Source organism: Nonomuraea sp. JJY05 (assembly GCF_043496855.1).
GTDB lineage: Bacteria > Actinomycetota > Actinomycetes > Streptosporangiales > Streptosporangiaceae > Nonomuraea.
Genome location: NZ_JBIEIS010000012.1, coordinates 123,901 through 146,438 on the forward strand (window position 1 = coordinate 123,901; position 22,538 = coordinate 146,438).

Annotated in this window: 22 protein-coding genes; 10 read left to right on the top strand and 12 right to left on the bottom strand. The window is 69.7% G+C overall.

Annotated elements, in window-relative coordinates:
• Positions 1–44: 44 nt before the first annotated feature.
• The 3 genes from ACFKCF_RS20705 to ACFKCF_RS20715 are packed head-to-tail and all read left to right on the top strand — an operon-like array spanning position 45 to position 2,626.
• The gene (locus ACFKCF_RS20705; protein ID WP_394495778.1) at positions 45–818 is read left to right on the top strand and encodes an ABC transporter permease; all 774 of its coding nucleotides are present in this window, start codon (positions 45–47) and stop codon (positions 816–818) included.
• Positions 811–1,590 carry an ABC transporter permease gene (locus ACFKCF_RS20710; RefSeq protein WP_394495779.1) on the top strand — a complete coding sequence of 260 codons (780 nt, stop codon included), beginning with the start codon at positions 811–813 and terminating at the stop codon, positions 1,588–1,590. Before ACFKCF_RS20705 ends, ACFKCF_RS20710 begins: the two co-directional genes overlap by 8 nt.
• The gene (locus tag ACFKCF_RS20715; RefSeq protein WP_394495781.1) at positions 1,577–2,626 is read left to right on the top strand and encodes an ABC transporter ATP-binding protein; all 1,050 of its coding nucleotides are present in this window, start codon (positions 1,577–1,579) and stop codon (positions 2,624–2,626) included. The genes ACFKCF_RS20710 and ACFKCF_RS20715 overlap by 14 nt, the downstream gene beginning before the upstream one ends.
• 2 nt (positions 2,627–2,628) lie before the next feature.
• On the opposite strand, the gene ACFKCF_RS20720 is transcribed toward ACFKCF_RS20715, so the two are convergent.
• Positions 2,629–3,234, bottom strand: a complete 606-nt coding sequence (locus ACFKCF_RS20720; protein WP_394495783.1) for a TetR/AcrR family transcriptional regulator — start codon at positions 3,232–3,234, stop codon at positions 2,629–2,631.
• A 146-nt stretch (positions 3,235–3,380) separates the two neighbouring features.
• Here ACFKCF_RS20720 and ACFKCF_RS20725 point away from each other — a divergent pair, with 146 nt between their 5' ends.
• The 6 genes from ACFKCF_RS20725 to ACFKCF_RS20750 all read left to right on the top strand — a co-directional run bounded on the left by ACFKCF_RS20725 (position 3,381) and on the right by ACFKCF_RS20750 (position 10,959).
• The gene (locus ACFKCF_RS20725) at positions 3,381–4,634 is read left to right on the top strand and encodes a nucleotide disphospho-sugar-binding domain-containing protein (protein WP_394495784.1); all 1,254 of its coding nucleotides are present in this window, start codon (positions 3,381–3,383) and stop codon (positions 4,632–4,634) included.
• 14 nt (positions 4,635–4,648) lie between these two features.
• A complete protein-coding gene (locus tag ACFKCF_RS20730; RefSeq protein WP_394495785.1) occupies positions 4,649–6,046 on the top strand; it encodes an aminobutyraldehyde dehydrogenase in 1,398 nt (465 codons plus the stop codon).
• A gap of 252 nt (positions 6,047–6,298) precedes the next feature.
• Complete coding sequence (locus ACFKCF_RS20735; RefSeq protein ID WP_394495787.1) at positions 6,299–9,556, top strand: nitrate- and nitrite sensing domain-containing protein; 3,258 nt, start codon at positions 6,299–6,301, stop codon at positions 9,554–9,556.
• A gap of 5 nt (positions 9,557–9,561) precedes the next feature.
• The gene (locus tag ACFKCF_RS20740; protein ID WP_201760494.1) at positions 9,562–9,975 is read left to right on the top strand and encodes a roadblock/LC7 domain-containing protein; all 414 of its coding nucleotides are present in this window, start codon (positions 9,562–9,564) and stop codon (positions 9,973–9,975) included.
• A gap of 20 nt (positions 9,976–9,995) precedes the next feature.
• The gene (locus ACFKCF_RS20745; protein ID WP_225964010.1) at positions 9,996–10,400 is read left to right on the top strand and encodes a DUF742 domain-containing protein; all 405 of its coding nucleotides are present in this window, start codon (positions 9,996–9,998) and stop codon (positions 10,398–10,400) included.
• Positions 10,381–10,959: an ATP/GTP-binding protein gene (locus tag ACFKCF_RS20750; protein WP_394495788.1), complete on the top strand. Its 579-nt coding sequence runs from the start codon at positions 10,381–10,383 to the stop codon at positions 10,957–10,959. Before ACFKCF_RS20745 ends, ACFKCF_RS20750 begins: the two co-directional genes overlap by 20 nt.
• A 373-nt stretch (positions 10,960–11,332) precedes the next feature.
• Here ACFKCF_RS20750 and ACFKCF_RS20755 read toward each other — a convergent pair whose 3' ends face one another.
• The 8 genes from ACFKCF_RS20755 to ACFKCF_RS20790 all read right to left on the bottom strand — a co-directional run bounded on the left by ACFKCF_RS20755 (position 11,333) and on the right by ACFKCF_RS20790 (position 17,823).
• Positions 11,333–12,475 carry a methyltransferase domain-containing protein gene (locus tag ACFKCF_RS20755; RefSeq protein WP_394495790.1) on the bottom strand — a complete coding sequence of 381 codons (1,143 nt, stop codon included), beginning with the start codon at positions 12,473–12,475 and terminating at the stop codon, positions 11,333–11,335.
• Positions 12,472–12,606, bottom strand: coding sequence for a hypothetical protein (locus tag ACFKCF_RS20760; RefSeq protein ID WP_394495792.1), 135 nt, complete (start codon positions 12,604–12,606; stop codon positions 12,472–12,474). Before ACFKCF_RS20760 ends, ACFKCF_RS20755 begins: the two co-directional genes overlap by 4 nt.
• Positions 12,607–13,145: 539 nt before the next feature.
• On the bottom strand, positions 13,146–13,550 hold the full coding sequence (locus ACFKCF_RS20765) for a type II toxin-antitoxin system VapC family toxin (RefSeq protein WP_394495794.1): 405 nt from the start codon (positions 13,548–13,550) through the stop codon (positions 13,146–13,148).
• Positions 13,543–14,163 carry a type II toxin-antitoxin system prevent-host-death family antitoxin gene (locus ACFKCF_RS20770; protein ID WP_394495796.1) on the bottom strand — a complete coding sequence of 207 codons (621 nt, stop codon included), beginning with the start codon at positions 14,161–14,163 and terminating at the stop codon, positions 13,543–13,545. The genes ACFKCF_RS20765 and ACFKCF_RS20770 overlap by 8 nt, the downstream gene beginning before the upstream one ends.
• A gap of 221 nt (positions 14,164–14,384) precedes the next feature.
• The gene (locus tag ACFKCF_RS20775; RefSeq protein WP_394495797.1) at positions 14,385–15,167 is read right to left on the bottom strand and encodes an oxidoreductase; all 783 of its coding nucleotides are present in this window, start codon (positions 15,165–15,167) and stop codon (positions 14,385–14,387) included.
• Between the two features lie 71 nt (positions 15,168–15,238).
• On the bottom strand, positions 15,239–15,817 hold the full coding sequence (locus tag ACFKCF_RS20780; RefSeq protein WP_394495799.1) for a TetR/AcrR family transcriptional regulator: 579 nt from the start codon (positions 15,815–15,817) through the stop codon (positions 15,239–15,241).
• Positions 15,818–15,856: 39 nt separating this feature from the next.
• Positions 15,857–16,567: an SDR family NAD(P)-dependent oxidoreductase gene (locus ACFKCF_RS20785; protein WP_394495801.1), complete on the bottom strand. Its 711-nt coding sequence runs from the start codon at positions 16,565–16,567 to the stop codon at positions 15,857–15,859.
• Entirely contained in the window at positions 16,564–17,823 is a 1,260-nt protein-coding gene (locus ACFKCF_RS20790) for an erythromycin esterase family protein (RefSeq protein ID WP_394495803.1), read from the bottom strand. Before ACFKCF_RS20790 ends, ACFKCF_RS20785 begins: the two co-directional genes overlap by 4 nt.
• A 293-nt stretch (positions 17,824–18,116) precedes the next feature.
• Here ACFKCF_RS20790 and ACFKCF_RS20795 point away from each other — a divergent pair, with 293 nt between their 5' ends.
• On the top strand, positions 18,117–19,526 hold the full coding sequence (locus tag ACFKCF_RS20795) for a glycoside hydrolase family 6 protein (protein ID WP_394495805.1): 1,410 nt from the start codon (positions 18,117–18,119) through the stop codon (positions 19,524–19,526).
• Between the two features lie 43 nt (positions 19,527–19,569).
• Here ACFKCF_RS20795 and ACFKCF_RS20800 read toward each other — a convergent pair whose 3' ends face one another.
• Genes ACFKCF_RS20800 through ACFKCF_RS20810 form a run of 3 tightly spaced genes read right to left on the bottom strand, consistent with a single transcriptional unit; the run spans position 19,570 to position 22,421 of the window.
• Entirely contained in the window at positions 19,570–20,298 is a 729-nt protein-coding gene (locus ACFKCF_RS20800; RefSeq protein WP_394495807.1) for an SAM-dependent methyltransferase, read from the bottom strand.
• A gap of 31 nt (positions 20,299–20,329) precedes the next feature.
• A complete protein-coding gene (locus tag ACFKCF_RS20805; RefSeq protein WP_394495809.1) occupies positions 20,330–21,208 on the bottom strand; it encodes an HpcH/HpaI aldolase/citrate lyase family protein in 879 nt (292 codons plus the stop codon).
• Positions 21,198–22,421, bottom strand: a complete 1,224-nt coding sequence (locus ACFKCF_RS20810) for a CaiB/BaiF CoA transferase family protein (RefSeq protein WP_394495811.1) — start codon at positions 22,419–22,421, stop codon at positions 21,198–21,200. The genes ACFKCF_RS20805 and ACFKCF_RS20810 overlap by 11 nt, the downstream gene beginning before the upstream one ends.
• Positions 22,422–22,538: the final 117 nt, after the last annotated feature.

Sequence of the window (22,538 nt, forward strand, 5' to 3'; positions counted from 1 at the left end):
CCAGAGGACGCCGGCTGGGCGCGTTCGTTTTCCTGTCACCCGGTGTGACGTACCTGATCGTGCTGCTGCTGGTGCCGCTCGTGCTGGTGCTCAGCAACACGGTGTTCCAGCGCGGCCGCTTCGGCGGCGTCGTCTACGAGTTCACCACCGAGAACTTCGAGCGCCTGGTCGATCCGCTCTACCTCGGCGTGGTGGTCACCTCGCTGAAGATCGCGACCCTGACGACGCTGATCGCGCTGCTGATCGGCTATCCGACGGCCTACCTGATCGCCCAGCTGCCGCCGAAGTGGAAGACGGTGGCGCTGGTCGCCATCGTGCTGCCGTTCTGGACGAACTTCATCATCCGCGTGTACGCCTGGATCATCCTGCTGAGCGGCCCCGGCGTGATCAACTCGCTGCTGGGCACGGACATGGAGCTGCTGTACAAGCAGGGCACGATCGTCACCGGGCTGCTCTACTCGTACCTGCCGCTCATGGTGCTGCCGCTCTACTCCGCCATCGAGCGGCTCGACCCGCAGCTCAGGGAGGCCTCGGCCAACCTGGGGGCCTCGGCGTTCACCACGTTCAGGAAGGTCACGCTGCCGCTGACGGTCCCGGGGGTGATGACCGGGTGCCTGTTCGTGTTCGTGCCGAGCTTCGGCAACTTCGTCATCCCCGAGATACTCGGCGGCAGCAAGTCGATCATGGTGGGCAACCTGATCCGCGACCAGTTCCTGAAGGCGCGCGACTGGCCGTTCGGCTCGACGCTCGCGCTGGCGCTCATCGCCGTGCTGATCGTGCTGCTCCTCGTCCAGGCCAGGGTGGCGCGCCGTGCGTAGGTCAAAGCTCCTGTACGTCCCGTTCTGGGCCACGTACGTCTTCCTCTACCTGCCGATCGTCGTGCTCGTCGTCATGTCGTTCAACTCCGGCAAGTCGGCGTACACGTACGAGGGCTTCAGCTTCAAGTGGTACGGCGAGCTGATCAACGACGAGCGGGTCAGGGACGGCCTGGTCAACACGCTGATCGTGGCCACCGGCTCCACCGCGATCGCCACCGTGCTCGGCACGCTGCTGGCCGTCGGGCTGGCCCGGCACACCAGGTCCAAGACCCTGGACGCCATCGCGCTCATGCCGGCGGTGCTGCCCGACCTGGTGCTCGCGATCGGCCTGCTGCTGTTCTACGGCCTGATCCAGCTCACGCTCGGCCTGTACTCGGTGATCCTCGCCCACGGCCTGTTCGCGATGGCGTTCGTGGCCGCGGTGGTGCGCACCAGGCTGACCAACTCCGACACCTCGCTGGAGGAGGCCTCGCGGGATCTGGGCGCGGGGCCGGTCACCACGTTCATGAAGATCACGCTTCCGCAGCTGGCGCCGGGCATCGTCGCCGGCGCGCTGCTGGCGTTCACGCTGTCGCTGGACGAGTTCGTGATCGCCTTCTTCACGATCGGCAACAGCGACCAGACGCTGCCGATCGTGATCTATTCGATGATCCGTTTCGGGGTCACCCCGAAGATCAACGCGCTGGCCGCGATCCTGCTCCTCGTGAGCTTCACGGCGGTGATCGCCGGGCAGCGCATGACGAAGATCGGGGAGAGACGTGCTCAGGATTGACGGGATCACCCGCAGGTTCGGGGAGGTCACGGCGCTCGACGAGGTGTCGCTGGAGATCGGCCAGGGTGAGTTCTTCGCCCTGCTCGGCCCTTCGGGCTGCGGCAAGACCACGTTGCTGCGCATCATCGCCGGGTTCGAGACGCCCGACCGCGGCACGGTGACGCTGGACGGCGAGAACCTGCTGGCCAAGCAGCCGAACCGGCGGCCGATCAGCCTCATGTTCCAGTCGTACGCGCTGTTCCCCCACATGACCGTGGCCAAGAACGTGGCCTACGGCCTGGAGCGCGAACGCCTGCCCCGCCAGGAGGTGAAGCAGCGCGTCGGCGAGGTGCTGGAGACCGTCGGGCTGTCGGCGCACGCGGGCCGCAAGCCCGCCCAGCTCTCCGGCGGCCAGCGGCAGCGGGTCGCACTGGCGCGTTCCATCGTCAAGCGGCCCCGCCTGCTGCTGCTCGACGAGCCGCTGTCGGCCCTGGACAAGAAGGTCCGCGCCGACATGCAGCTGGAGCTCAAGCGGCTGCAGCACGAGGTGGGCATCACGTTCGTGGTGGTCACGCACGACCAGGAGGAGGCCATGTCGCTGGCCGACCGCATCGCGGTCTTCGACAGCGGCAAGGTGCGGCAGGTGGACGAGCCGATCGCGCTCTACGAGCGGCCCCGCACGCCGTTCGTGGCCGACTTCGTCGGCGCCAACAACCTCTTCCACGGCACCGCCAGCGGTCTCGACGGCATCAAGACCGACGACTTCGGCATGCTGGCCGGCGCCCCGCTCGAAGAGATCGAGGCGGGCGCCAAGGCGCTGCTGGCGATCCGGCCCGAGAAGGTCGAGCTGGCCGGCGAGAGCGCCACCCGCGGCCTCAAGGGCAGCGTCCTGGACGTCAGCTTCTACGGAGGCGTGTCGCACATCTCCGTGGAGGTGCCGGGCCACGCCAAGCCGGTGCTGGTCGCCGTGCAGGGCGCGAGCACGGTGAAGGCCGGCGCGAAGGTCAAGGTGCGCTGGAAGGCCGAGGACGCGGTCATCATGGCGGTCGACCGGTGAGCTCAGTGGGCCAGGTCGTTGCCCGTGGCAGCGCGGGCGTACGAGAGGATCAGCTCGGCCGCCTCGGCCGGGCCGATCACCGGGTGCCTGGCCGTGATGCGGTAGCCGTAGGCGTCCTCCAGCGCCACCAGGTTGCGGGCGATCGTCAGCGAGTCGGCGCTAAGCCTGAACACCCCGAGCGCGGCGCCGGTGTCCAGGACCGCCTGGTACATCGAGACCTGGCGATCGTAGAGGGAGGTGAGCAGCACGCCGTAGACCCGGTTGCGGCCCGCGGCCCCGCCCAGCTCGTTGAGCAGGCGGACATCGGGGTCGAGCGACCCGGTGGGCAGTCCCGACTTGATCGTGAGGACCAGCTTCTCGACCGGATTGGTGAGGGTGGCGAGCTGCCGCACGCGCTGCTCGTAGAAGCGCTCCATGCCCGCGTGCTGCGCCTCGACCAGCAGTTCGCTGAGGTCGGGGTAGTGATAGAGCACCGCGCCGGAGGTCAGACCGGCCTCCTCGGCGACGTGCGAGAGCTGTACGCCGTCGATGCCGTGACGGATGATGGCCCTGCGCGCGGCCTCGATCAAGTCGATGCGCCGGTCACTACGGCTCTTACGCTGAGCCACCCCCACCGCCTTCACTCGTTTGGCTGCTGTTCAGTTAGCCGTGACCATAGTGCCCGTTACTTGACCTTCACGCTAGATGAGTTCTTGAATTCCTCTTCAAATTGATGAGTTTCCCCGGAGTCTCGATGTCTCTCACCATCCTGTTCATGCCTGAAAGCGCCTACGGGCCGACCAACAACTCGATCGGCATCGGCGACATCCTCCGCCGCCGCGGCCACCGCGTCGTCTTCGCCGCGGAGGCGTCGTGGAAGGGCAAGCTCGAAGCGCTCGGCTTCGAGGAGGACCTCGTCGACCTCGCCCCGCCGGCCGAGGACGCCGAGGAGGAGCAGGACCCGGGGCAGTTCTGGAAGGACTTCATCCGCGAGACCGCCCCCGAGTACCGCAAGAGCACTCTGGAGCAGCTCGACACCGTCACCAAGCCGATCTGGGACTCGCTGATCGACGGCGTCAAGTACTGCGAGCCGCAGCTCAAGGCGATCATCGAGCGCGTCAACCCCGACGTGATCGTCGAGGACAACGTGATCACCTTCCCGGCGCTGCTCACCGCCGGCAAGAAGTTCGTCCGCATCGTCTCCTGCAACCCGCTGGAGGTGCGCGGCGAGAACATCGCGCCGGTCTTCTCGGGCCTGCCGGCCGACGACCGCTCGGAGTGGGAGGCCTTCCGCGCCGAGTACGACCGCACCCACCGCGAGGTCTGGACCGCCTTCAACGAGTGGTGCGTCGAGCAGGGCACCGAGCCGCTGCCCGACCTCGACTTCATCCACGAGGGCGACCTCAACCTCTACGTCTACCCCGAGATCCTCGACTACGCCGACGCCCGCCCGCTCGGCGACTCCTGGCACCGGCTCGACTCGTCCGTCCGGGAGACGGATGACGCCTTCACGCTGCCCTTCGAGCGCGGGGAGGGCTCGCTGGTCTACTTCTCGCTCGGCTCGCTGGGCTCCTCCGACGTGGAGCTGATGCAGCGGGTCATCGACGTGCTGGCCACCACGCCGCACCAGTACATCGTCTCCAAGGGCCCGCTGCACGAGGAGATCAAGCTCGCCGACAACATGTGGGGCGCGGAGTTCCTCCCGCAGACCAAGATCATCCCACTGTGTGACCTGGTCATCACGCACGGCGGCAACAACACGACCACCGAGGCGCTGCACTTCGGCAAGCCGATGATCCTGCTGCCGCTCTTCTGGGACCAGTACGACAATGCCCAGCGGGTCGACGAGCTGGGCTATGGTGTCAGGCTCTCCACCTACACCTTCACCGACGACGAACTGAAGGGGGCGGTCGAGCGGCTGCTCGGGGACACCGAGCTGCGCGCCCGGCTCGCCGCCGCGGGCGAGGAGATCAGGCGTCGCGACGGTCTGCGCAAGGCCGCCGACCTGATCGAGCAGCTCGGCCAGTGAGGACATGACTTTCCATGCGTGAACTGATCAACCCCGCCACCGGGCTCCCGTGCGCCGAAATCCCTGACACGCCGGTGGAGGGCGTGGCGGCGGCCGTCGATCGGGCCCGCACGGCCTTCGAGGAGTGGTCGCAGACCACCCCGGCCGACCGGGCGCGGCTGCTGCTGCGGGTGGCCGACCTGGTGGAGGCCGACGCCGAGGAGCTGACCAGGCTCGAGGTGGAGGAGACGGGCAAGCCCGCGGCGGTGTTCAGGGACGGCGAGCTGCCGTTCGCCGCCGACAACCTGCGCTTCTTCGCCGGGGCCGCCCGTTCTCTCGAAGGCTCGGGCGCCGGTGTCTTCAGCCCCGGCTACACCTCGGTCCTGCTGCGCCGTCCCGTCGGGGTGGTGGGGTCGATCGCGCCGTGGAACTTCCCGTTCGTCATGGCCGTCTGGAAGGTCGGCCCGGCGGTGGCCGCGGGCAATGCCGTGGTGATCAAGCCGGCGCCCCAGACCCCGCGTACGACGTTGCGGCTGGCCGAGCTGTTCGCCAAGGCGGGCGCGCCCGACGGGCTCGTCCAGGCGATCACCGGGGACGCCGAGGCCGGTCAGGCGCTGGTCACCCACCCGGGCGTGGACATGGTCAGCGTCACCGGCTCCACCGAGACCGGCCGGTCGGTCATGACCGGGGCCGCGGCCACGCTCAAGCGGGTGCACCTCGAGCTCGGAGGCAAGGCGCCCGCGCTGGTCTTCGAGGACGCCGACCTCGCGGAGATGGCCCACGGGGTGGCGATGGGGGCGACGTACAACACGGGGCAGGACTGCACGGCCGCCACCCGCGTCTACGTAGCCCGCGAGGTGTACGCGGACGCGATCGAGGCACTGCGGGCAACTCTTGCCAAAATTACCGTCGGTGACCCCTGGGACCCGGCCACGGACATCGGCCCGCTGATCTCGGCCGCGCACCGGGACCGGGTGCACGGGTTCGTCTCCAGGGCCGGCGGGCGCGTGCTCCACGGAGGCGCGCCGATCGAGGGCCCCGGTTTCTTCTACCCGCCCACGCTCGTGACCGACGTGGCCCAGGACAGCGAGATCGTCCAGGGGGAGCTTTTCGGACCCGTACTCGTGGCGCTACCGTTCGACGGCGAGGACGAGGCGGTCAAACTGGCCAACGACACGCGGTACGGTCTGGCTTCGTCGGTGTGGTCGCGTGACGTCTCCAGGGCCATGCGCGTGTCGCACCGGCTCGATGTGGGCGTGACCTGGGTGAACGACCACCTGCCCATCGCCAGCGAGGCGCCGCACGGCGGGGTGAAGGGCAGCGGGTTTGGCAAGGACATGAGCCAGGAGGCGGTGCAGGAGTATTCGGTGACGCGGCACCTGATGGTGAAGCACGCGGCACCCGCTGAGCGGGATTCGTTCCGGCCCGCCTGAAGACGTGTACGGCGCTATGTTGCCCAAAGTGACCCTTTGGGCACGTGTGATGGGATATGTTCGGTTGGCCGATCTGGTACGGGTTGTGTTCCAATTACCCAGCCGGAACGAATCCCATGCGCCACACGCGTGTCTGATTTCTTTCGAGCACGTACCGGCGAGAGGTTGCGAGACTCAGTGAGGACGAAAGACCCCAGGCACACGAGGTCAGGGGAGTACACAGGCGGACGTTTCCGGCTGGGGAACTGGCGTGTGCGCTCTAGGCTGGTCGCGCTCATCCTCATCCCCACGGTGGTGGGTGTGCTGCTCGCCGGCGTGCAGCTGGCCAACGCCATCGGCACCAGCGCCGAATACCGCCGGCTCACCCAGGTCGCCGAGCTGGTGCAGCGCATCGGCGCGCTCAACCACGAGCTCGGCAAGGAGCGCACGCTCACCGCGTGGTACGTCGCCGACCGCAGCAGAGGCCAGCGCCTCGTCCAGCTCAAGACGCAGCGGCAGGCGACGGACACGGCCAAGAAGCAGGTGCTGAGCGCGGCCAACTCCATCGACGCCGCGCACTCCGCACGTGTGCGTGAGGGCGTCCTGAACATGCGCCGGTGGCTCGACGGTCTCGACAGCCTCCGCGAGTCGATGGTCTCGAACGTGCCGCCGCGTGCCGCCATCAGCACGTACACGACGATGATCGGCATCTTCTCCGCGATCGAGGCCGACCTGGGCGACGGCGTCAACGACGACACCCTCCAGGGTGACGTGGCCGCGCTCGGCTCGCTGCAGCGGGTCAAGGAGGAGATCTCGCGCCAGCAGATCATCCTCATCGTGGCGCTCGTCCAGCGGAAGCTGGACAACGACGACCTGTCGGACTTCCTGGGCTCCTGGAACAGGCAGCAGGCCGAGCTGGCCGCCTTCGAGCAGGAGGCCGACGCCAAGGACCTGGCCGCGTACCAGAAGGGCGTCAAGGGCCTGCAGATCGACCTCGCCGACGCCATGCGCCAGCGCGCGCTCGCCCAGATGCGCGAGTACAACGAGATCCGGGACCTCGACGTCACCACGCGCCGCGACCTCGGCAACTGGTACGAGTCGACCACCCTGTCCGGCAACGCCATGCGCAAGGTCGAGGACGGCCTGGCCACCAGGATCGTGGCCAGGACCCGGGAACTGAGCGACACCGAGCAGCGCAGCGCGATCATCTCCGGTGCGGTGATCCTGGTCCTGCTGCTCCTCGTCCTGGTCTTCACCACCCGCGTGGCCGGTTCGCTGGTCCGCCCGCTGCGCCGGCTGCGTGCCGAGGCGCTCCAGGTCGCCACGACCCGGCTGCCCGAGACCGTCCGCGTGCTGCGCGAGTCCGGCGAGGGCGCGCAGGTGCCCGAGACGCCTTCGGTCGGCATCAACACCCGCGACGAGATCGGTGAGGTCGCCCAGGCCTTCGACGAGGTCCACCGCGAGGCGATCCGGCTGGCCGGCGACGAGGCCAAGCTGCGGGCGAACGTCAACGCCATGTTCGTCAACCTCTCCCGCCGCAGCCAGACGCTGGTCGAGCGGCAGCTGCAGCTCATCGAGGGCCTGGAGCAGGGCGAGGAGGACGAGCAGCGGCTCGCGAACCTGTTCCGGCTCGACCACCTGGCCACCCGCATGCGCCGCAACAGCGAGAACCTCCTGGTCCTCGCCGGCCAGGAGGCCGCGCGCAAGTGGAGCGAGCCGGTGCCGCTGGTCGACATCGCCCGCGCCTCGCTGTCCGAGGTCGAGAACTACGAGCGGGTCCAGATCCAGATCCCGTCCGGCACGCTGATCGTCGGCCCGGCCGTCACCGACGCCGTCCACCTGCTCGCCGAGCTGATCGAGAACGCGATCTCGTTCTCCCCCCGCGAGAGCAAGGTCCACGTCACCAGCACCCCCGCCGAGGGCGGCGTGCTCGTGTCGATCAACGACCTGGGCATCGGGATGAACCAGGAGGAGCTGTCCGAGGCCAACTGGCGCCTGGCGAACCCGCCCGTCGTGGACGTGTCGGTCTCGCGGCGCATGGGCCTGTTCGTGGTCGGCCGCCTGGCCCTGCGCCACGGCATCCGCGTGCAGCTCAGCCCCCGGGAGACGGGCGGCCTGAGCGCGCTGGTGTTCATGCCGGACATGCTGATCAGCAACGGCCTCGGCGTGCCGCAGCAGGGCGGGCAGTACGAGGCGTTCACGGACTTCGACCCGAGCATGTTCGCCGAGCCGTCGCGGAACGGGTCCGGCTCCTACGGGGCGAATCCCTCCGGTGACGGTCCCGAGCACGTGGTGGACACGCAGTGGCCGGGGTCGCTGCCGGTGCCGGGGAGCGGCAACTGGGCTCCCTTCGGCGGTGACCAGCAGGCGCCGTTCAATGACCAGCCCGCGCCGTACAACGAGCAGCCCCCCGCGTACAACGAGCAGCCTGCCGCGTTCAACGACCGGCCCGCCGGGGACCGCCCGTTCGGTGAGCAGCCCTTCGGGGACCAGCCCTTCGGCGAGCAGCCTTTCGGGGAGCGGCAGTCGCCCTTCTCCGAGCAGCCGCAGAGCTCGCAGAACGGTGACCAGCCGCGCTGGCCGTCCTTCTCCGAGGAGCCCCCTCCGCCCGCGCAGCAGCCGTTCGGGGAGCAGCGCTGGCCGTCGTTCGCCGAGGAGACGCCGCCTCCCGCGCCGCAGTCCCAGTCGTTCGCGGAGAACCGGTGGCCTTCCTTCGCGGAGCAGCCGCCGCCCCTGCAGGAGGAGGAGCCGCGCTGGCCGTCGTTCGCGACCGAGCCGCCCAAGCAGCCGCAGGAGGAGCCGCGGTGGTCGTCCTTCGCCGACCCGATGCCGCGCAGGTCGCTGTTCGAGTCCGAGGACCGTCCGCAGCCGCAGTTCGGGGAGTCGTACCGCTCGCCGTTCGCGGATGATCCCAAGCCCGCCGACCAGTTCCAGCAGAACGGGCACGCCAACTACGACAGGTTCGGGCCCGGCGACTACTCCTCGCAGGACATGACCGGCCCGCTCCCCGTGGTGCGCAACTCGCCCATGGAGGAGCAGGGCGACGAGTTCCTGCCGATCTTCTCGTCGGTCGGGTCCGACTGGTTCCGGCGGCCGGAGCCCGAGGTGCTGCAGCAGCCCAGCGAGCCCGCTCCCTACGAGGCCGAGCCGGAGATCACGGCCGTGCACCCGGCCGTGCCCGCCGACCCGGCCCCGGCCGCTCCCGCGCAGTCCCCGTCGGGGCTGCCGCGGCGCACGCCCGGCGCGTCGGGGGCGGGGGCGACGTGGTCCTCGCCGGCGGACTCCGGCTTCCAGGCCGCGCAGGCCGCCGCGCAGCCCGCGCAGGGCGGCATGACGTCCTCGGGCCTGCCCCGTCGCGTGCCCAAGGCCAACCTGGTGCCCGGTACGGCCAGCCTCGCCGAGCCCCAGGCTTCGTCACCGGCACCGCAGATCTCACCCGAGCGGCTGCGCAGCCGGCTCTCCAGCTTCCAGCAGGGCGTCCGCCAGGGCCGAGCGTTCACCCGGGGCGAAGAGAATGAGGAGGACAAATGAGAGAAATGAGCCAGGGAGCGCGCGGCATCAGCTGGTTGATCACGGACTTCGTGAACAACGTGCCGGGCGTCGCCCACACGGTCGTGGTGTCGTCCGACGGTTTGCCGCTGGCCTTCTCCGAGGGTTTTCCCAAGGACCGGGCCGACCAGCTCGCCGCGGTGGCCTCCGGCGTGATCAGCCTGACCCAGGGCGCCGCGCGGGTCTTCGAGGGCGGTATGGTGACCCAGACCGTAATCGAGATGCAGCGCGGGCTCTTGATGATCATGTCCATCAGTGATGGGTCCTGTTTGGCGGTCCTGGCGGCTCCCGACTGTGACATGGGCCTGGTGGCATACCAGATGACCCTGCTGGTCGAGCGGGCGGGCCAGGTGCTGACGCCGGCCGTACGCGCCGAGCTGCAAGCGGCCCGCCCCCGCTAGCGGGGCGGTGACAGGAGATCATGGTGTCAGGTCAGGGTTGGGCTGGTGATAGCACTCCGCCGCATCCGGCGGCTCCCCGTCCGCAGAAGCAGAGCTCCCTGGTACGGCCCTATGCCGTGACCGGGGGGCGCACCGCTCCGCGGATGAAGTTCGCCATGGAGGCATTGGTGTCCTCCGTGACGTCGGAATACCAAGACATTTCCCTACTTAGTCCGGAGTATCAGGCGATTATTCAACTGACCCGGAACGTCCGGTCGGTTGCCGAGATCTCCGCCCTTTTACGCCAGCCCCTTGGCGTGGTCCGGGTGCTGATCGCCGACATGGCGTCCGAGGGCCTGATCCGCGTGCACCAGCCTGCGCTGGACGCCGGAAAGCCGGACCTCAACTTGCTCGAAAGGGTGCTCAGTGGACTTCGCAGGCTCTAGCCCCGGCCTAACCTCGACGAAGATCGTCGTGGCCGGGGGCTTCGGCGTGGGGAAGACGACGTTCGTGGGTGCGGTCTCGGAGATCCTGCCGCTCACCACCGAAGCGGTCATGACGGACGCCTCCGCGCACGTGGACGACGTCTCCCTCACACCGAACAAGACCACCACGACCGTGGCCATGGACTTCGGCCGGGTCTCGCTCGACCGCGATCTGATCCTCTACCTGTTCGGCACGCCCGGACAGCACCGCTTCTGGTTCATGTGGGACGACCTGGTACGCGGCGCCATCGGCGCGGTCGTCCTCGTGGACACGCGGCGCCTGGCGGACAGCTTCCCCGCGATCGACTATTTCGAAGAGGCGAAACTGCCGTTCGTGATCGGCATCAACGGCTGGGACGGGCAGTTCGGGCACGCGGAGGACGAGATCCGCGAGGCCCTGTCGATCGGCGGCCACATCCCGATCGTGCGCCTGGACGCCAGGCAGCGGGAGTCGGTGAAATCCACCCTGATCACCCTGGTGGAACACGCCCTGACCCGCCACATGCACAGCCCGGTGTAGGTGGGCCAGGCTCACCCACCCGTTGCCCATCTGGGTGGTTGACCCGCTGGACCCCGCCCCGAAATGCCTTCGCAATGGGGCGCTTCGCGCCGAAGGGCTCAGACGTTCTTGTCCTGGGCGCCTTCGGCGCACCCCACGCCTCCGGCGACTGGTAGGCCCACCCCTTGACCGACGAGGCGGTGGGCCGACTTCTGCCCACCTGTCTACTGGATCCGGCGAGCTTCGTTAGGTGATCGCGGTTGGGAGCCCTGCGAAACCCGCCAGGTCAATCGACGTGCTGAGTATCGCCCCTGACAACGAGTTCCAGTACGGGTGCAGGATCTCCTTGGTTGAGGGCCTGACACCTGACCAGAGACAGCCGCTCTCCGTATGCTCAGGCCCCGGCATGGCCCAGCGTGTACTTCGGAGTGTCCAGCCAGATCTGTTGGCCCTCCCGCGTGATGGCCATGCCGAACCGTTCCCGGCCTGGCTCGCCCCAGGAAACCCACTGTGCGAAAGCGTCGGTGATCTCATCCCACAGCGACCGATCGCCGAGCTGATATACGAGATGATCGCCGTCCGGGTCGTGAACCGCCGCCGCCCAGTGGGCAGGGTCGGCCGGATCGACCACGTACAGCACGAAACGGTCCCCCTCGTCAGCCTCGCGGATGTGCAGGCCGGTGAGAGCCGACATGGCCAGCCCCGCCCCCGCCGGCGCGTGCGCGATCGTGCGCGGGTCCACCCGGGTCGTGGACCGTCGGCCGCCGCCATCGTCGTCGGAGACAGGGGATCCGTCCTGCGAGCGCATCATCATGTACGACGTGTAGCCGGGGAACCGGCCAACCGCGACCCCGTCCGGCATGACCACGAGCCGGACGGACAAGTCGACGTCGAAGCCGGGCGAGAACGGCGCCGCGATCACGCCGCCCGGCCGGGTCTGCTCGACCCATGCATACGGGACGGTGTGGACGGCGCAGGTGACGTGGACCCGGTCGTACGGTGCTCCCTCGGCCCACCCGTCCGCCCCGTCACCGACGATCAGATGCGGGCGCACGCCGGCCGCGGCCAGCGTCCTTTCCGCCTGCTCGGCGACGGCCTGATCGACCTCGATCGACGTCACGATGCCGTGCTCGCCGACCAGGTGGGACAGCAGCGCCGCGGTCCAGCCCGTACCCGTGCCGATCTCCAGCACCCGATCACCCGGCTCCGGATCGAGGAGGGTGAGCAGATCGACGACGGTCCCCGGGGCGGAGCTGGAGGAGGTGGAGCGCCCGTCCATCTCGCGGATGTCGGTCGTGCCCCGGTCGAGTTGCGTCACGATGGCGTCCGGCCCGTACACCGTGGCCCACCAGGTGTCCGGGTCGGCGTCCTGGTCGATGAGGCGGGGGACGCCTCCGGTGAGAACGACCCCGATGGGGGGCACGAACCGATGCCGGGGCACGGCCCGCAACGCCTTGTCGATGGCGCCGCTGACCGGGCGGCGCTCGCTGATGGCGTCGATGAGGCCATCAATACGGGCACCCAGGTCGAAGGTCACTTGCCGTCCTTCTTGTCCTCGTTACCGCTGCCGCGCTTGCCCTCGCTGCCGTCTCCGTCGTTCTGGCTCTTCCTCTCCTTCGGGGGAGTGAACGGCTTCAGGCTGGGCTCCTCGCCCTTGTGCTTTCCCAAGCCGGCCTCCTTCGTCTAGACGAGTCGCTTTCCGTAATCATATGAATACGATCCGGGATGGGTACGGTGTAATGCCGGTTCCAGCCTTCGCCGATAGGCGACTGTCACCCCAAGGTGGTGGGCCGACTTCTGCTCACCCTCCTGCTGGACCAGACAGACTTCGTTGGACAGGGGCCGCAGGATGCGCTCCAGACCTCGCCGTCAGGTCAATCGACGTGCGGATAAGCGCCCTTCGGATAGTCGTTGAGCTGCCGCCATTGCGCGAGGTGGGTGTCCATCGCGTGAAGATCGTCCGGTTTCACCCATCGAACGTCGTTGGCCTCCGACCTGCCCCCCTATCGGCCGGCCGATCGGCATCGCCTCGTACTCCTGCCGGATCTCGCCGTCGCTGTAGGCGCCAATGTGGCCAGGGCCGGCGTAGATCCCCAGGATGCTCATCGGCTCGACTCGGACGCCTGTCCTTTCCACGGCTGCCCGCACGGCGCAGTGCGACGGCGTCTCCCCGATCTCATCAGGTAGAGCCGTCCAGGGATTGATGTTCACACGGGAACGACGGTGACCAAGCTTTCCAGTCCGACGAAGTCGTCGGTGTTGCGGGTGAAGAGCGGCAACCCTCTGCTGGAGGCGACTGCGGCGATCATGAGGTCCATTCGGCGAGGTCGCGGGTCACGCTTCGCCGCGAGCGTCAGTGCGACAAGGCTGCCGTAGCGAGCCGCCGCGTCGGCATCGAAGGGCAGAGGCTCGAAGTCGGTCACCGCAGCGCCCAGCTTCTCCATGCGCGCGACTCGGGTGGCCTGATCCTTGGCCATGGCCACACCTTGGTGAAGTTCGGCAAGCGTGATGGCTGTGAGCTCGGGATAAGCCGGCAAATCAGCGGGAGGGATCTCGGCGAGATCAATGTAAACGCACGTGTCTATCACTCCGGCACTGTGCCGCTCAGGCATCACGGCCCTCCCACGGGTCGTCGTCGATGCGGTCTTCGGAGCCGAAGAACTCGTCGGCCTCTCGACGCATCGCCGCGTAGTCCACGACTGGAAGTCTGCGATGCCTGGCGACGAGTTCTTCAGCACTCAAGCGCCGTCGGCGTGGAATCGGTCGCAACTCCGCGATCTCGACTCCGTTGCGGGTGATGTGAAAGACCTCGCCTGCCTCAACCTGATCCATGACAGCGGCGGAGTTATTGCGGAACTCCCGTTGGGTGATGATCTTCATCATGCGTCTATCGTAGCCTGACGTAGCCCCCTGTGCTACAAGCACCCACCGAATGTCGCCGGCCTCATCGTTGGCCTCCGGCTGCCCACCTATGGGGCGCGCGATCAGCATCACCTCGTAGTCCTGCCGGATCTCCCCGTCGCTGTAGGCGACGATGTGACCGGGATCGGAGCAGATCCCTAGGATGCCCACCGGCTCGACTCGGACGCCTGTCTCTTCCTCGGTCTCCCGCACGGCGCACTGGGAGGGCGTCTCCCCGATCTCCATCTTGCCCATCGGCAGAGCCCATTGGCCGGTGTCTCGCCGGCGCTGCATGAGGATGCGTCCCGCGTCGTCCACGGTCACCGTGCCACAGACCGGCACCAGGCTGTTCGCCTTCCGGGGCGCCCGGGTCGTTCCAGTACTCGACTCGTCCCATGAGCTGCCTTTCAGATCTCGACGCCGAGCCAGGGCACGGCCCCAGCCCAATCGCGCTCGAACGATGACATGTAATGGTCCGCTATCGTCCCGCCATCCAGGCGGCGGAAGAGAGAACCACCCAGCGCCGCCCAAGACGGTCATGGCCGTTAAAGGGTCTTCACGGTGCCGCCGTCGATGACGTGGTCCGCGCCCGTGATGTTGCCCGCCACCTCCGACAGCAAAAACGCGATCAGCGCCGCCACCTCCCGCGGCTCGGTGATGCGGCCCGTCGTGATGCCGAACGCCGCCGGGAGCCCCTCCAGGAACGTCGCGTGGTCCGCGCCCGCCAGGGCGGCCACCTTGCCGCCGAAGCCGTCGGGGTCGTCCCAGATCGCGGTACGGACGACACCGGGCGAGACGGTGTTGACCCGGACGCCCAGGGGGCCGAACTCCTCGGCGAGGGACTTGCCGAGTGCGGTCAGGGCGGCCTTGGCGGCGCTGTAGGCGACGGGGCCGGCGGCCGGCAGCCGGGAGTTGATGGACGAGACGTTCACCACCGAGCCGCGCCGCTCGATGAGGCTGGGCAGGGCGGCCCTGGTGGCGCGGACGGCGCTGAGCAGGTTGACGTCGAAGACGGCGGCCCACTCCGCGTCGCCGGTGTCGAGGAAGCCGACCGGCTCCACGGCGTCGCCGCCGCCGACGTTGTTGACCAGCAGGTCGATGCCGCCCAGCTCGGCGAGCGCGGTGTCCATGAAGGTGGAGACCCCGGCGGGGGTGCTCAGGTCGGCCGGCACCGCGATGGCGCCCGACTTCTCCAGCTCGGGCGTGATGGTGCGGGCGGCACCGACCACGCGTACCCCCTCGTCGATCAGGGTCTGTACGGTGGCTAGGCCGATGCCCCGGCTGGCGCCGGTGACGACGGCGGTCTTGGAGTCGAGTCCGAGCTTCATGATCTCTCCAATTTTCTTGAACTCAAGGTACAAAATGCGGGTGCGGTGAACCCCCGAAAAGGGGGTTGAGGTCAGAGGGAGTCGATGACCGCGTCGATCACCCTGGTGAGGCGGTCGGGGCTGTCGGCGACGCGCGCCAGCAGGCGCATGCCGACGACGGTGTTCAGCAGCAGGCTCCCGGCCGCCCGGGCGTCCCGGTCGGCGGCGATCTCGCCCGTGCGCCGGCCCTCCTCGACCAGCGCGCGGAAGGCGTCCTCGGTGCGCTCGAACATCCGCCGGACGAGCCGCGCCGCGCTCTCGTCCGCCCGGCCGAGCTCGGCCGCGGTGTTCACGGCCATGCAGCCGCGCCGGTCGGGGTCGGCCAGGTCCATCTCGGACAGGAGGCGCAGTGCCCTGCGCAACCTGTCCTTGACGGGGCCCGGCTCCTCCAGCATCTCGATCAGCGCGGCCGCCTGGTTGTCGCGATAGCGGCTCAGCGCCGCCTCGAACAGCGCGTGCTTGCTGCCGAAGGTGTTGTAGAGGCTGCCCTTGCCGATGCCGAGCTCGTCCACCAGATCCTGCGGCGTGGTGGCCGCATAGCCCTTGCGCCAGAACACTTGCATAGCGTGTTCGACGGCCACGTCCGGATCGAACTGCTTCGGCCTCCCCATGGCGGCGACGCTAGCAGTTTCTGGACCTGGAGGTCAAAATCAGTCGGCGGCCGGCAGCTCCGGCGGCGCGCCCGTCGCCAGCCATTGAGCGCGCCGCGTGATCGCGGCCGGCCAGCCGTCCGGCACCACGGTGAAGGCGCCCGCCCGCACCGCCGCGAGGGCCTGGTCCGCGATGTCGGCGGGGTCCTCGCCGTCGGGCGACATGCCGGTGCGGACCAGGGCCGGGCACAGCATCGTCACGCCGATCGGCGTGCCGGCCAGCGACAGCGCCGCCTGCTCGGCGAGGGCGACGACGGCGTGCTTGGAGGCCGCGTACGCGCCACCGGCGGGGAACGTGACGAGCCCCGCCAGCGAAGCCGTGATCAGGATGTGCGCGGGCCGGCCGGACGAGAGCAGCCGCGGGACGAACGCGCGCAACCCGTTGACCACGCCGCCGACGTTCACCGCGAAGACCCGCTCCCAGTCCTGCGGGCTCACCTCCCACGGCGCGCCGAGGTCCCGGCCGACGATGCCCGCGTTCAGGCAGACCAGGTCGGCCTCCGGTGCGGCGGCGGCCAGCGCCTCCATCTGCGCGGCGTCCGAGACGTCGGTCCGGATGGCCTCGGCCCCCAGCTCGGCCGCGGCTTCGGCGAGCGCCGTCTCGTTGACGTCGGCGAGCACGACCCGCGCCCCGTCCGAGCGGAGGCGGGTGGCCAGGGCCCTGCCGATCCCGCCGGCGGCGCCGGTGACGACGGCGTTGGTGAGGTTCATGAAGATGCTCCAAACATGGTCGACGAGTCCGCCGTCGCGGTGGGGGTGCACACGACCGCGTCGAAGGCCTGGTGCAGCGGGGTGTCCACGGTTGCGCTCTGCGACCGGATGCGGTCCAGCGGCGGCCCCGAACGCAGGTCGGTCAGGGTGACGACCCCGCCGAGCCCGGCGTCGACGAGGGCCCCTTCCACGCTGCCGGGAGCCGGGGCGTCGAGGCTGACGACGTTGAGCGTGAATCCGACCGGCGAGCCCTCGGCGGGGACGATCATCTCCGGCACCTGGCCGGCCGTGTGGGTCAGCGCCACGGCGCGGTAGCGCGGGCCGAGGTCACGCGCCAGGTAGTGGCCCATCGGCAGGGCGGCCAGGTGCCCGCCGAAGGTGACGGGGGTCTTCTGGATGTGGTTGTTGTGGGCCACCAGCACGACGCGCGCGCCGGTGCCGGCCCTGTCCAGCTGCCACCGTACGGCCGAGGCCATGTAGTGGTCGCGAGCCGACGTGTCGCCCGGCCGGCCCGCGCCGGCGAACAGGTCGTTCATCGCCCGCAGCATGTAGTCGGTGTGGCAGGCGGCATCCAGGTGACGGCGGGCGGTGTCGTATCGTTGCCGGTCGCCGCGGGAGACGTAGAGCGGTTCGAGCGCCCGCAGCCGCAGCGACAGCCGGGACAGGCCCGCCGTGAGGGAGTCCCGGAACGCCGGGTCGAGAGTGCCCCACGCGGGTGCCGACACGGCGGCCGAGCCGCCGGTGATCTCGCCGGCCGCGCGCAGGACGCCGGCCACGAAGTCGTCGAGGTCCGGGTCGACCTGCCGCAGGTACTCGGCGACCGGGTCGAGGTCCGGTCGCAGGGTGAGCGTGTTGGGCAGGTCGATCCCCACGATCCGGACGGGCCGCGACCTGCTCCGGTTGTAGTGGCGCAACCAGGTCAGCAGCTGGCCGAACACGCCGCGGGTGAGGGGCCCGGCCAGCCGGGAGAGGTCTCCCTCGTCGCCCTCGCCGGCGAGCCAGGCGTTGACGGCGGCGGCGTCCGCGGCCCCGAGCTCGAACGCCACGTCGGTGAACCCGCAGCGTTCGAGGAGGAAGCGCAGCAGTCGCGCGCGGGCGAGGTTGAACTCGCGGACGAAATGGGCGCCCTCGCCGACGGCCACGACCTGGGCGTCGCCGACCACGCCGCGCAGCGGTTCGAGATCGTCGAGGACGGGGTCGGCGGGGTCGAGGGTGTTGAGGACGGTCGTGTGCCCTGACAGGGGACGGGAAGTCATGGAAATGCACTCGTTTCTCGGTGGGTGCCGGAAGCCGGCGGTCAACGCGTCGAAGCACGCGGAACAGAGCGCTCGGCCGGCCCCGTGCCGACGGGTCGCCGGAAGCGCTGCTGCGTCCGCTTACGGACGCGGATCAGAGAAACAAGGTGCCCGGAACCATGCGGCCGATCATAGCGGAGCCGCAACACGCTCCGTCACCGCCGGCGTCGGTGCGTACGTTCATACTCAACCTCTTGACCTTGTCAGACGGGGTCGGTAATGATCAACCGCGACTCCCGCCGAAAGGTGCACACGTGCGATTCATCGCAGCCAAGACCGCGGTCTTATCCGCCGTCCTGACAGCAGTCCTCGTCGTTCCCCAGCCCGCCTCAGCCGCCGCCCAGCTCATCGGGAACGGCACCTTCGACAGCTCCACCGCCCCCTGGGCCGCGATCGGCCAGACGACCGTCGCGCTCGACGCCAAGCGGCTTCGGGTGGACGTGAAGGCCGTCGTCGCCAACCCCTGGGACGCGATGGTGGCCGCCCCGACCACCGCCGCCCTGAACCCGGGCAAGAGCTACACTCTCTCTTTCGACGCCTACTCCACCGTCGCCTTCAAGGCCACCGCGACGGTGCAGTACAAGGCCACGCCCAGCAGCAACCAGTCGCTGGCCACGGGCGTGCAGCTCACCACGTCGAGCAAGCGCTACAGCATCCCCTTCACGGCCGCGACGGCCGCGGACACGGCGGCCGAGGTGACGTTCCAGCTCGGCGGGTCCGGCGGGACGCCCGTGGTCCGGTTCGACAACGTGTCGCTGATGGAGACGCAGACGACGCGCCCGACCGCCCTGTTCGTGTGGAACCAGTCCAACCCGGCTAAATGGGTCACGGCCAATCCGAACGCCGCGCAGGCCGGACCCATCGGCTCGAACATCGCCAACAAGCCGATCTTCGAGTGGTTCGGCGGCTGGTTCGGTGACATCACCCAGGCCGTGGACACCTACGTCGGCGCGGCGCAGGCCCAGGACAAGCTGCCGATGCTGGTCGCGTACAACATCCCCAACCGGGACGCGTGCGCCGACCAATCGGGCGGCGGCGCGGGCGACGCGGCCGGCTACCACAACTGGATCACCGAGTTCGCCAAGGCCATCGGCACCAGGCACGCGATCGTCGTGCTGGAGCCCGACGCGGTCGCCGCCGCCGGTTGCGTGACCAAGGTCGGCAAGGACCCCGAGGACCAGTACAAGATGCTGCTGGACGCCACGCAGGTGCTCAAGGCCCAGGCACCCAACGCGTGGGTCTACCTGGACGCGGCCAACGCCACCTGGCACGCGCCCGAGGTCATCGCGCCGCTGCTGGTCAAGTCGGGCATCGCCAACACCCGCGGCTTCTCCGTGAACGTGTCCAACTACTTCTACACCGCCGACTCCGAGAGGTACGCCGTCGCGGTCAACGGTCAGCTGTCGGGCACCGTGGGCGGCAAGAAGTACGTGATCGACACCAGCCGCAACGGCAAGGGCCCCTACTCCGACAACACGCCCGAGGACAACTGGTGCAACCCGCCCGGCCGCCAGCTCGGCACCCCGCCGGCCAAGCAGACGAGCGGCGCCGAGTACGTCTTCTGGGTCAAGGTGCCCGGTGACTCCGACGGCGTGTGCAACGCCTCCACCAAGCCGGCCGGGCAGTTCGACCCCGATCTGGCGGTTGCCCTGATCAACGGCTGATTCCCGGTGGCCGGGCCTCTCGGGGAGGGGCCCGGCCGCTCGCTCATGCGCGCTGCAGCAGCAGGGTGACGAAGCCGAGCGCGTCCCGGTAGCCGTTGAGCCACAGCTCGCGGTGCTCCCGCGCGACGGCGAGGGCCTGGTCGCCGTCGGGGCCCGGGTTGGCGGCGGCCCATCGGGCCAGGGTGCCGGTCCACGACCACTCGTACTCGTCCCACTCGGCGAGGGTGCTCACGTGGCCGTAGACGGCCAGCCAGCCCTCGGACTCGGCGGCGGCCACCGTGCCCGCCAGGTCGGGGTAGGCGCCGATGGCCTCGACGACCTCGGGAGCCGGAGCCTTCTCCCAGAAGCCCTCCCCGATCAGTGCCAGCCCGCCGGGCCGGACGAACCCGGCGACCGCGTCCAGCGTGCCCTTCAACCCCTGGAACGCGTGCGTCGAGCCCACGCAGAGCACCAGGTCGTACGGCTGCTCAGAGGAGAACTCGGTCGCGGGCATCTCGTACAGCGACAGCCGGTCGGACAGGCCGCGCGCGGCCGCCGCCCGCCCCGCCGAGACCACGGCCTCCTCGGAGATGTCCACGCCGTCGGCCGTCGCCGAGGGGACGAGCTCGAGCGCGCGGAGCGACCATTCGCCTTCGCCGCATCCCAGGTCGAGGACGCGGGCCCCCTCCGGCAGGGCCGCCCGGCGCAGCAGGCGGTCGAGATTGCCGGGCGTGATGGGCGCGGCGATCGGATGGTCACGGTGGGCGATGGCGCTGAGCAGCTTTCGTTCCATGCCGTTCAGTCTCGCGGCGCCCGCAACCGGTTTATCGGCCGTACCGATCGAGGGCGGCCCGTGCCGTGGCGGCCATGGCCTCGTCCACCATCTCGCCCTCGAACGTCACCGCGCCCGACCCGCCGGCCTGGGCCGCCTCCACCGCCGCGATGAGCCGGGCGTAGCGGGCCAGCTCGTCGGGGGAGGGGGAGAAGGCCGCGTTGATGACGGGGACATGGGAGGGGTGGATCGCCATCATGCCCTCGTAGCCGAGCGAGCGGTTCTGCTCGGCGAAGGAGCGCAGCCCGTCCAGGTCGCCGATGCCGGTCCACAGGCCCGCGACCGGGTTGGGGATCCCGGCGGCGCGTACGTCGAGGAGCACGCGGGAGCGCAGGCCGAGCGTGCTCTCCGGCGTCCAGCGGTAGCCGACGGCCCGGGCGACGTCGCCGCCCGGGGCGGTGACGGCGCCGAGGTAGGCGATCCGGGACGGGGCCGCCATGGCGACGTCGTACGCCGCGCGCAGCGCGGAGGCCGTCTCCAGCAGCGGCACCAGGGCGAGGTGGCCCTGCGGCAGGCCGCGCTCGCGCTCGCACCAGGCCAGCAGCCGGTCGGCGAGGCGCACGTCCTCCGGGCCGCTCACCTTGGGCAGCACGACCCCGGCGAGCCGCTCGTGGGCGACGGCTCGCAGCTCCTCGGCCCCCGCCCAGCCGTCCAGCGGGTTCACGCGGACGAGCAGGGCCAGGCGCCCCGCGTAGCCGGCCACCGCTTCGGCCACTTCGCGGCGGGCCTGCGACTTGCCACCGGCGGGGACCGCGTCCTCGAGGTCGAGGATGGCCGCGTCGGCCCCCGCCGCCTCCGCCTTGGCCAGCCACTCCGTCCTGGTGCCCGGGACGAAGAGCAGGGAACGGAGCAGGGGGCGCTCAGATGACACCGTGCTGCTCCAGCTCCGTCAGCTCCTCCTCGGCGAGCCCCAGCCACTCGTGGTAGACGAGGCGGTTGTCCTGCCCGAGCGCGGGGCCGGTGCGCCAGACCTTCCCGGGCCGCCGGTGGAAGTGGGGGATCACGCCCTGCATGCGCACGGGGCCGAGGTCGGCGTCGTCGACGGTGATGATGTCGCCGCGCTCGGCGTAGACCGGGTCGGCGGCGATGTCGGCGGCGGTGAACACCCGCGAGGCCACCACCTCCGCCCGGGCGAACTCCGCCAGGCACTCGTTCGTGCTCCGCGCGGCCACCCATTCCCGCAGGCCCTTGTCCAGGGTCTCGCGGCCCTCGTGCTGCTGCGCCGACGTGGCGAAGTCCTCCTCGGGCAGGCCGAGCAGGCGGGCCACGTTGCGAACCGAGCGCAGGGTCGCGGACGTCACGGTGATCCATTCGCCGTCGCCGGAGCGGTAGGTGTTGATCACCGCGGCGGGCGCGACGGCGAGCTGGTTGCCCGCCCGTTCGGGTACGGTGCCGAGCTGGTCGTACGCGATGATCTGCCATTCGATCAGCCGGTAGAGCGGCTCGAAGAGGGCCAGGTCGATCCACTCGCCGTCGAAGCCGGGGTCGCCCGCGCGGCGGTGGAGGGCGGCGAGCACGGCGTAGGCGCCCATCAGCCCCGTGACCGCGTCCCCATGAGAGAACCCCGTGTGCACGGGCGGCCCGTCGGGGAACCCGGTCAGGTGCACCACCCCGCTCCTGGCCTCGCCCATCTTGCCGAAGCCCGGCTCGTTCGCCCGCGAGGACGTCGCCCCGAACCCGGAGATCTGCAGCAGGATCGCCTTCGGGTTGATCCGGTGCACGGCCTCCCAGTCCAGCTCCCAGTCGCGCAGCCGCCCGGCCCGCAGGGTGACGATCACGACGTCCGCCCAGGCGACCAGCCGGTGGGCGATCTCGCGTCCGGCGGCGTGGTGCAGGTCTAGGGTGACCGAACGCTTGTTGCGGCCGGCGACCTTGAACCACAGGGGAACGCCGTCCCGTGCCGGACCCATCGCGCGGGCCGCGTCGCCGGCGCCGGGGGCCTCCACGTGCACCACGTCCGCACCCTGGTCGGCGAGCATGGAGCCGGCCATCGGCCCGGCCACCACGTGCGCGAACTCCACCACCTTCAGCCCGCGCAGCTGCCCCTGGCCGCTCCCGCCCGTGTCCTGACCCGTGCCTGTCACCCGCGCTCCTTCGCCTCCCGACCGTGACCCGGTCGTTTCATCCTGCCGAGGCGGTGAAATGCGTGTCCAGCACAAGAAACCCATCATTCAATGCGCTTTGCGCATGAATTCCAGGGG

Coding starts and splice junctions, on each gene's coding strand:
- ACFKCF_RS20790 (WP_394495803.1), bottom strand. CDS start 17,823: ATGACTTCCCGTCCCCTGTCAGGGCACACGACCGTCCTCAACACCCTC.
- ACFKCF_RS20765 (WP_394495794.1), bottom strand. CDS start 13,550: ATGCCTGAGCGGCACAGTGCCGGAGTGATAGACACGTGCGTTTACATT.
- ACFKCF_RS20725 (WP_394495784.1), top strand. CDS start 3,381: ATGCCTGAAAGCGCCTACGGGCCGACCAACAACTCGATCGGCATCGGC.
- ACFKCF_RS20730 (WP_394495785.1), top strand. CDS start 4,649: ATGCGTGAACTGATCAACCCCGCCACCGGGCTCCCGTGCGCCGAAATC.
- ACFKCF_RS20745 (WP_225964010.1), top strand. CDS start 9,996: ATGGTGTCAGGTCAGGGTTGGGCTGGTGATAGCACTCCGCCGCATCCG.
- ACFKCF_RS20775 (WP_394495797.1), bottom strand. CDS start 15,167: ATGAAGCTCGGACTCGACTCCAAGACCGCCGTCGTCACCGGCGCCAGC.
- ACFKCF_RS20740 (WP_201760494.1), top strand. CDS start 9,562: ATGAGCCAGGGAGCGCGCGGCATCAGCTGGTTGATCACGGACTTCGTG.
- ACFKCF_RS20780 (WP_394495799.1), bottom strand. CDS start 15,817: ATGGGGAGGCCGAAGCAGTTCGATCCGGACGTGGCCGTCGAACACGCT.
- ACFKCF_RS20785 (WP_394495801.1), bottom strand. CDS start 16,567: ATGAACCTCACCAACGCCGTCGTCACCGGCGCCGCCGGCGGGATCGGC.
- ACFKCF_RS20800 (WP_394495807.1), bottom strand. CDS start 20,298: ATGGAACGAAAGCTGCTCAGCGCCATCGCCCACCGTGACCATCCGATC.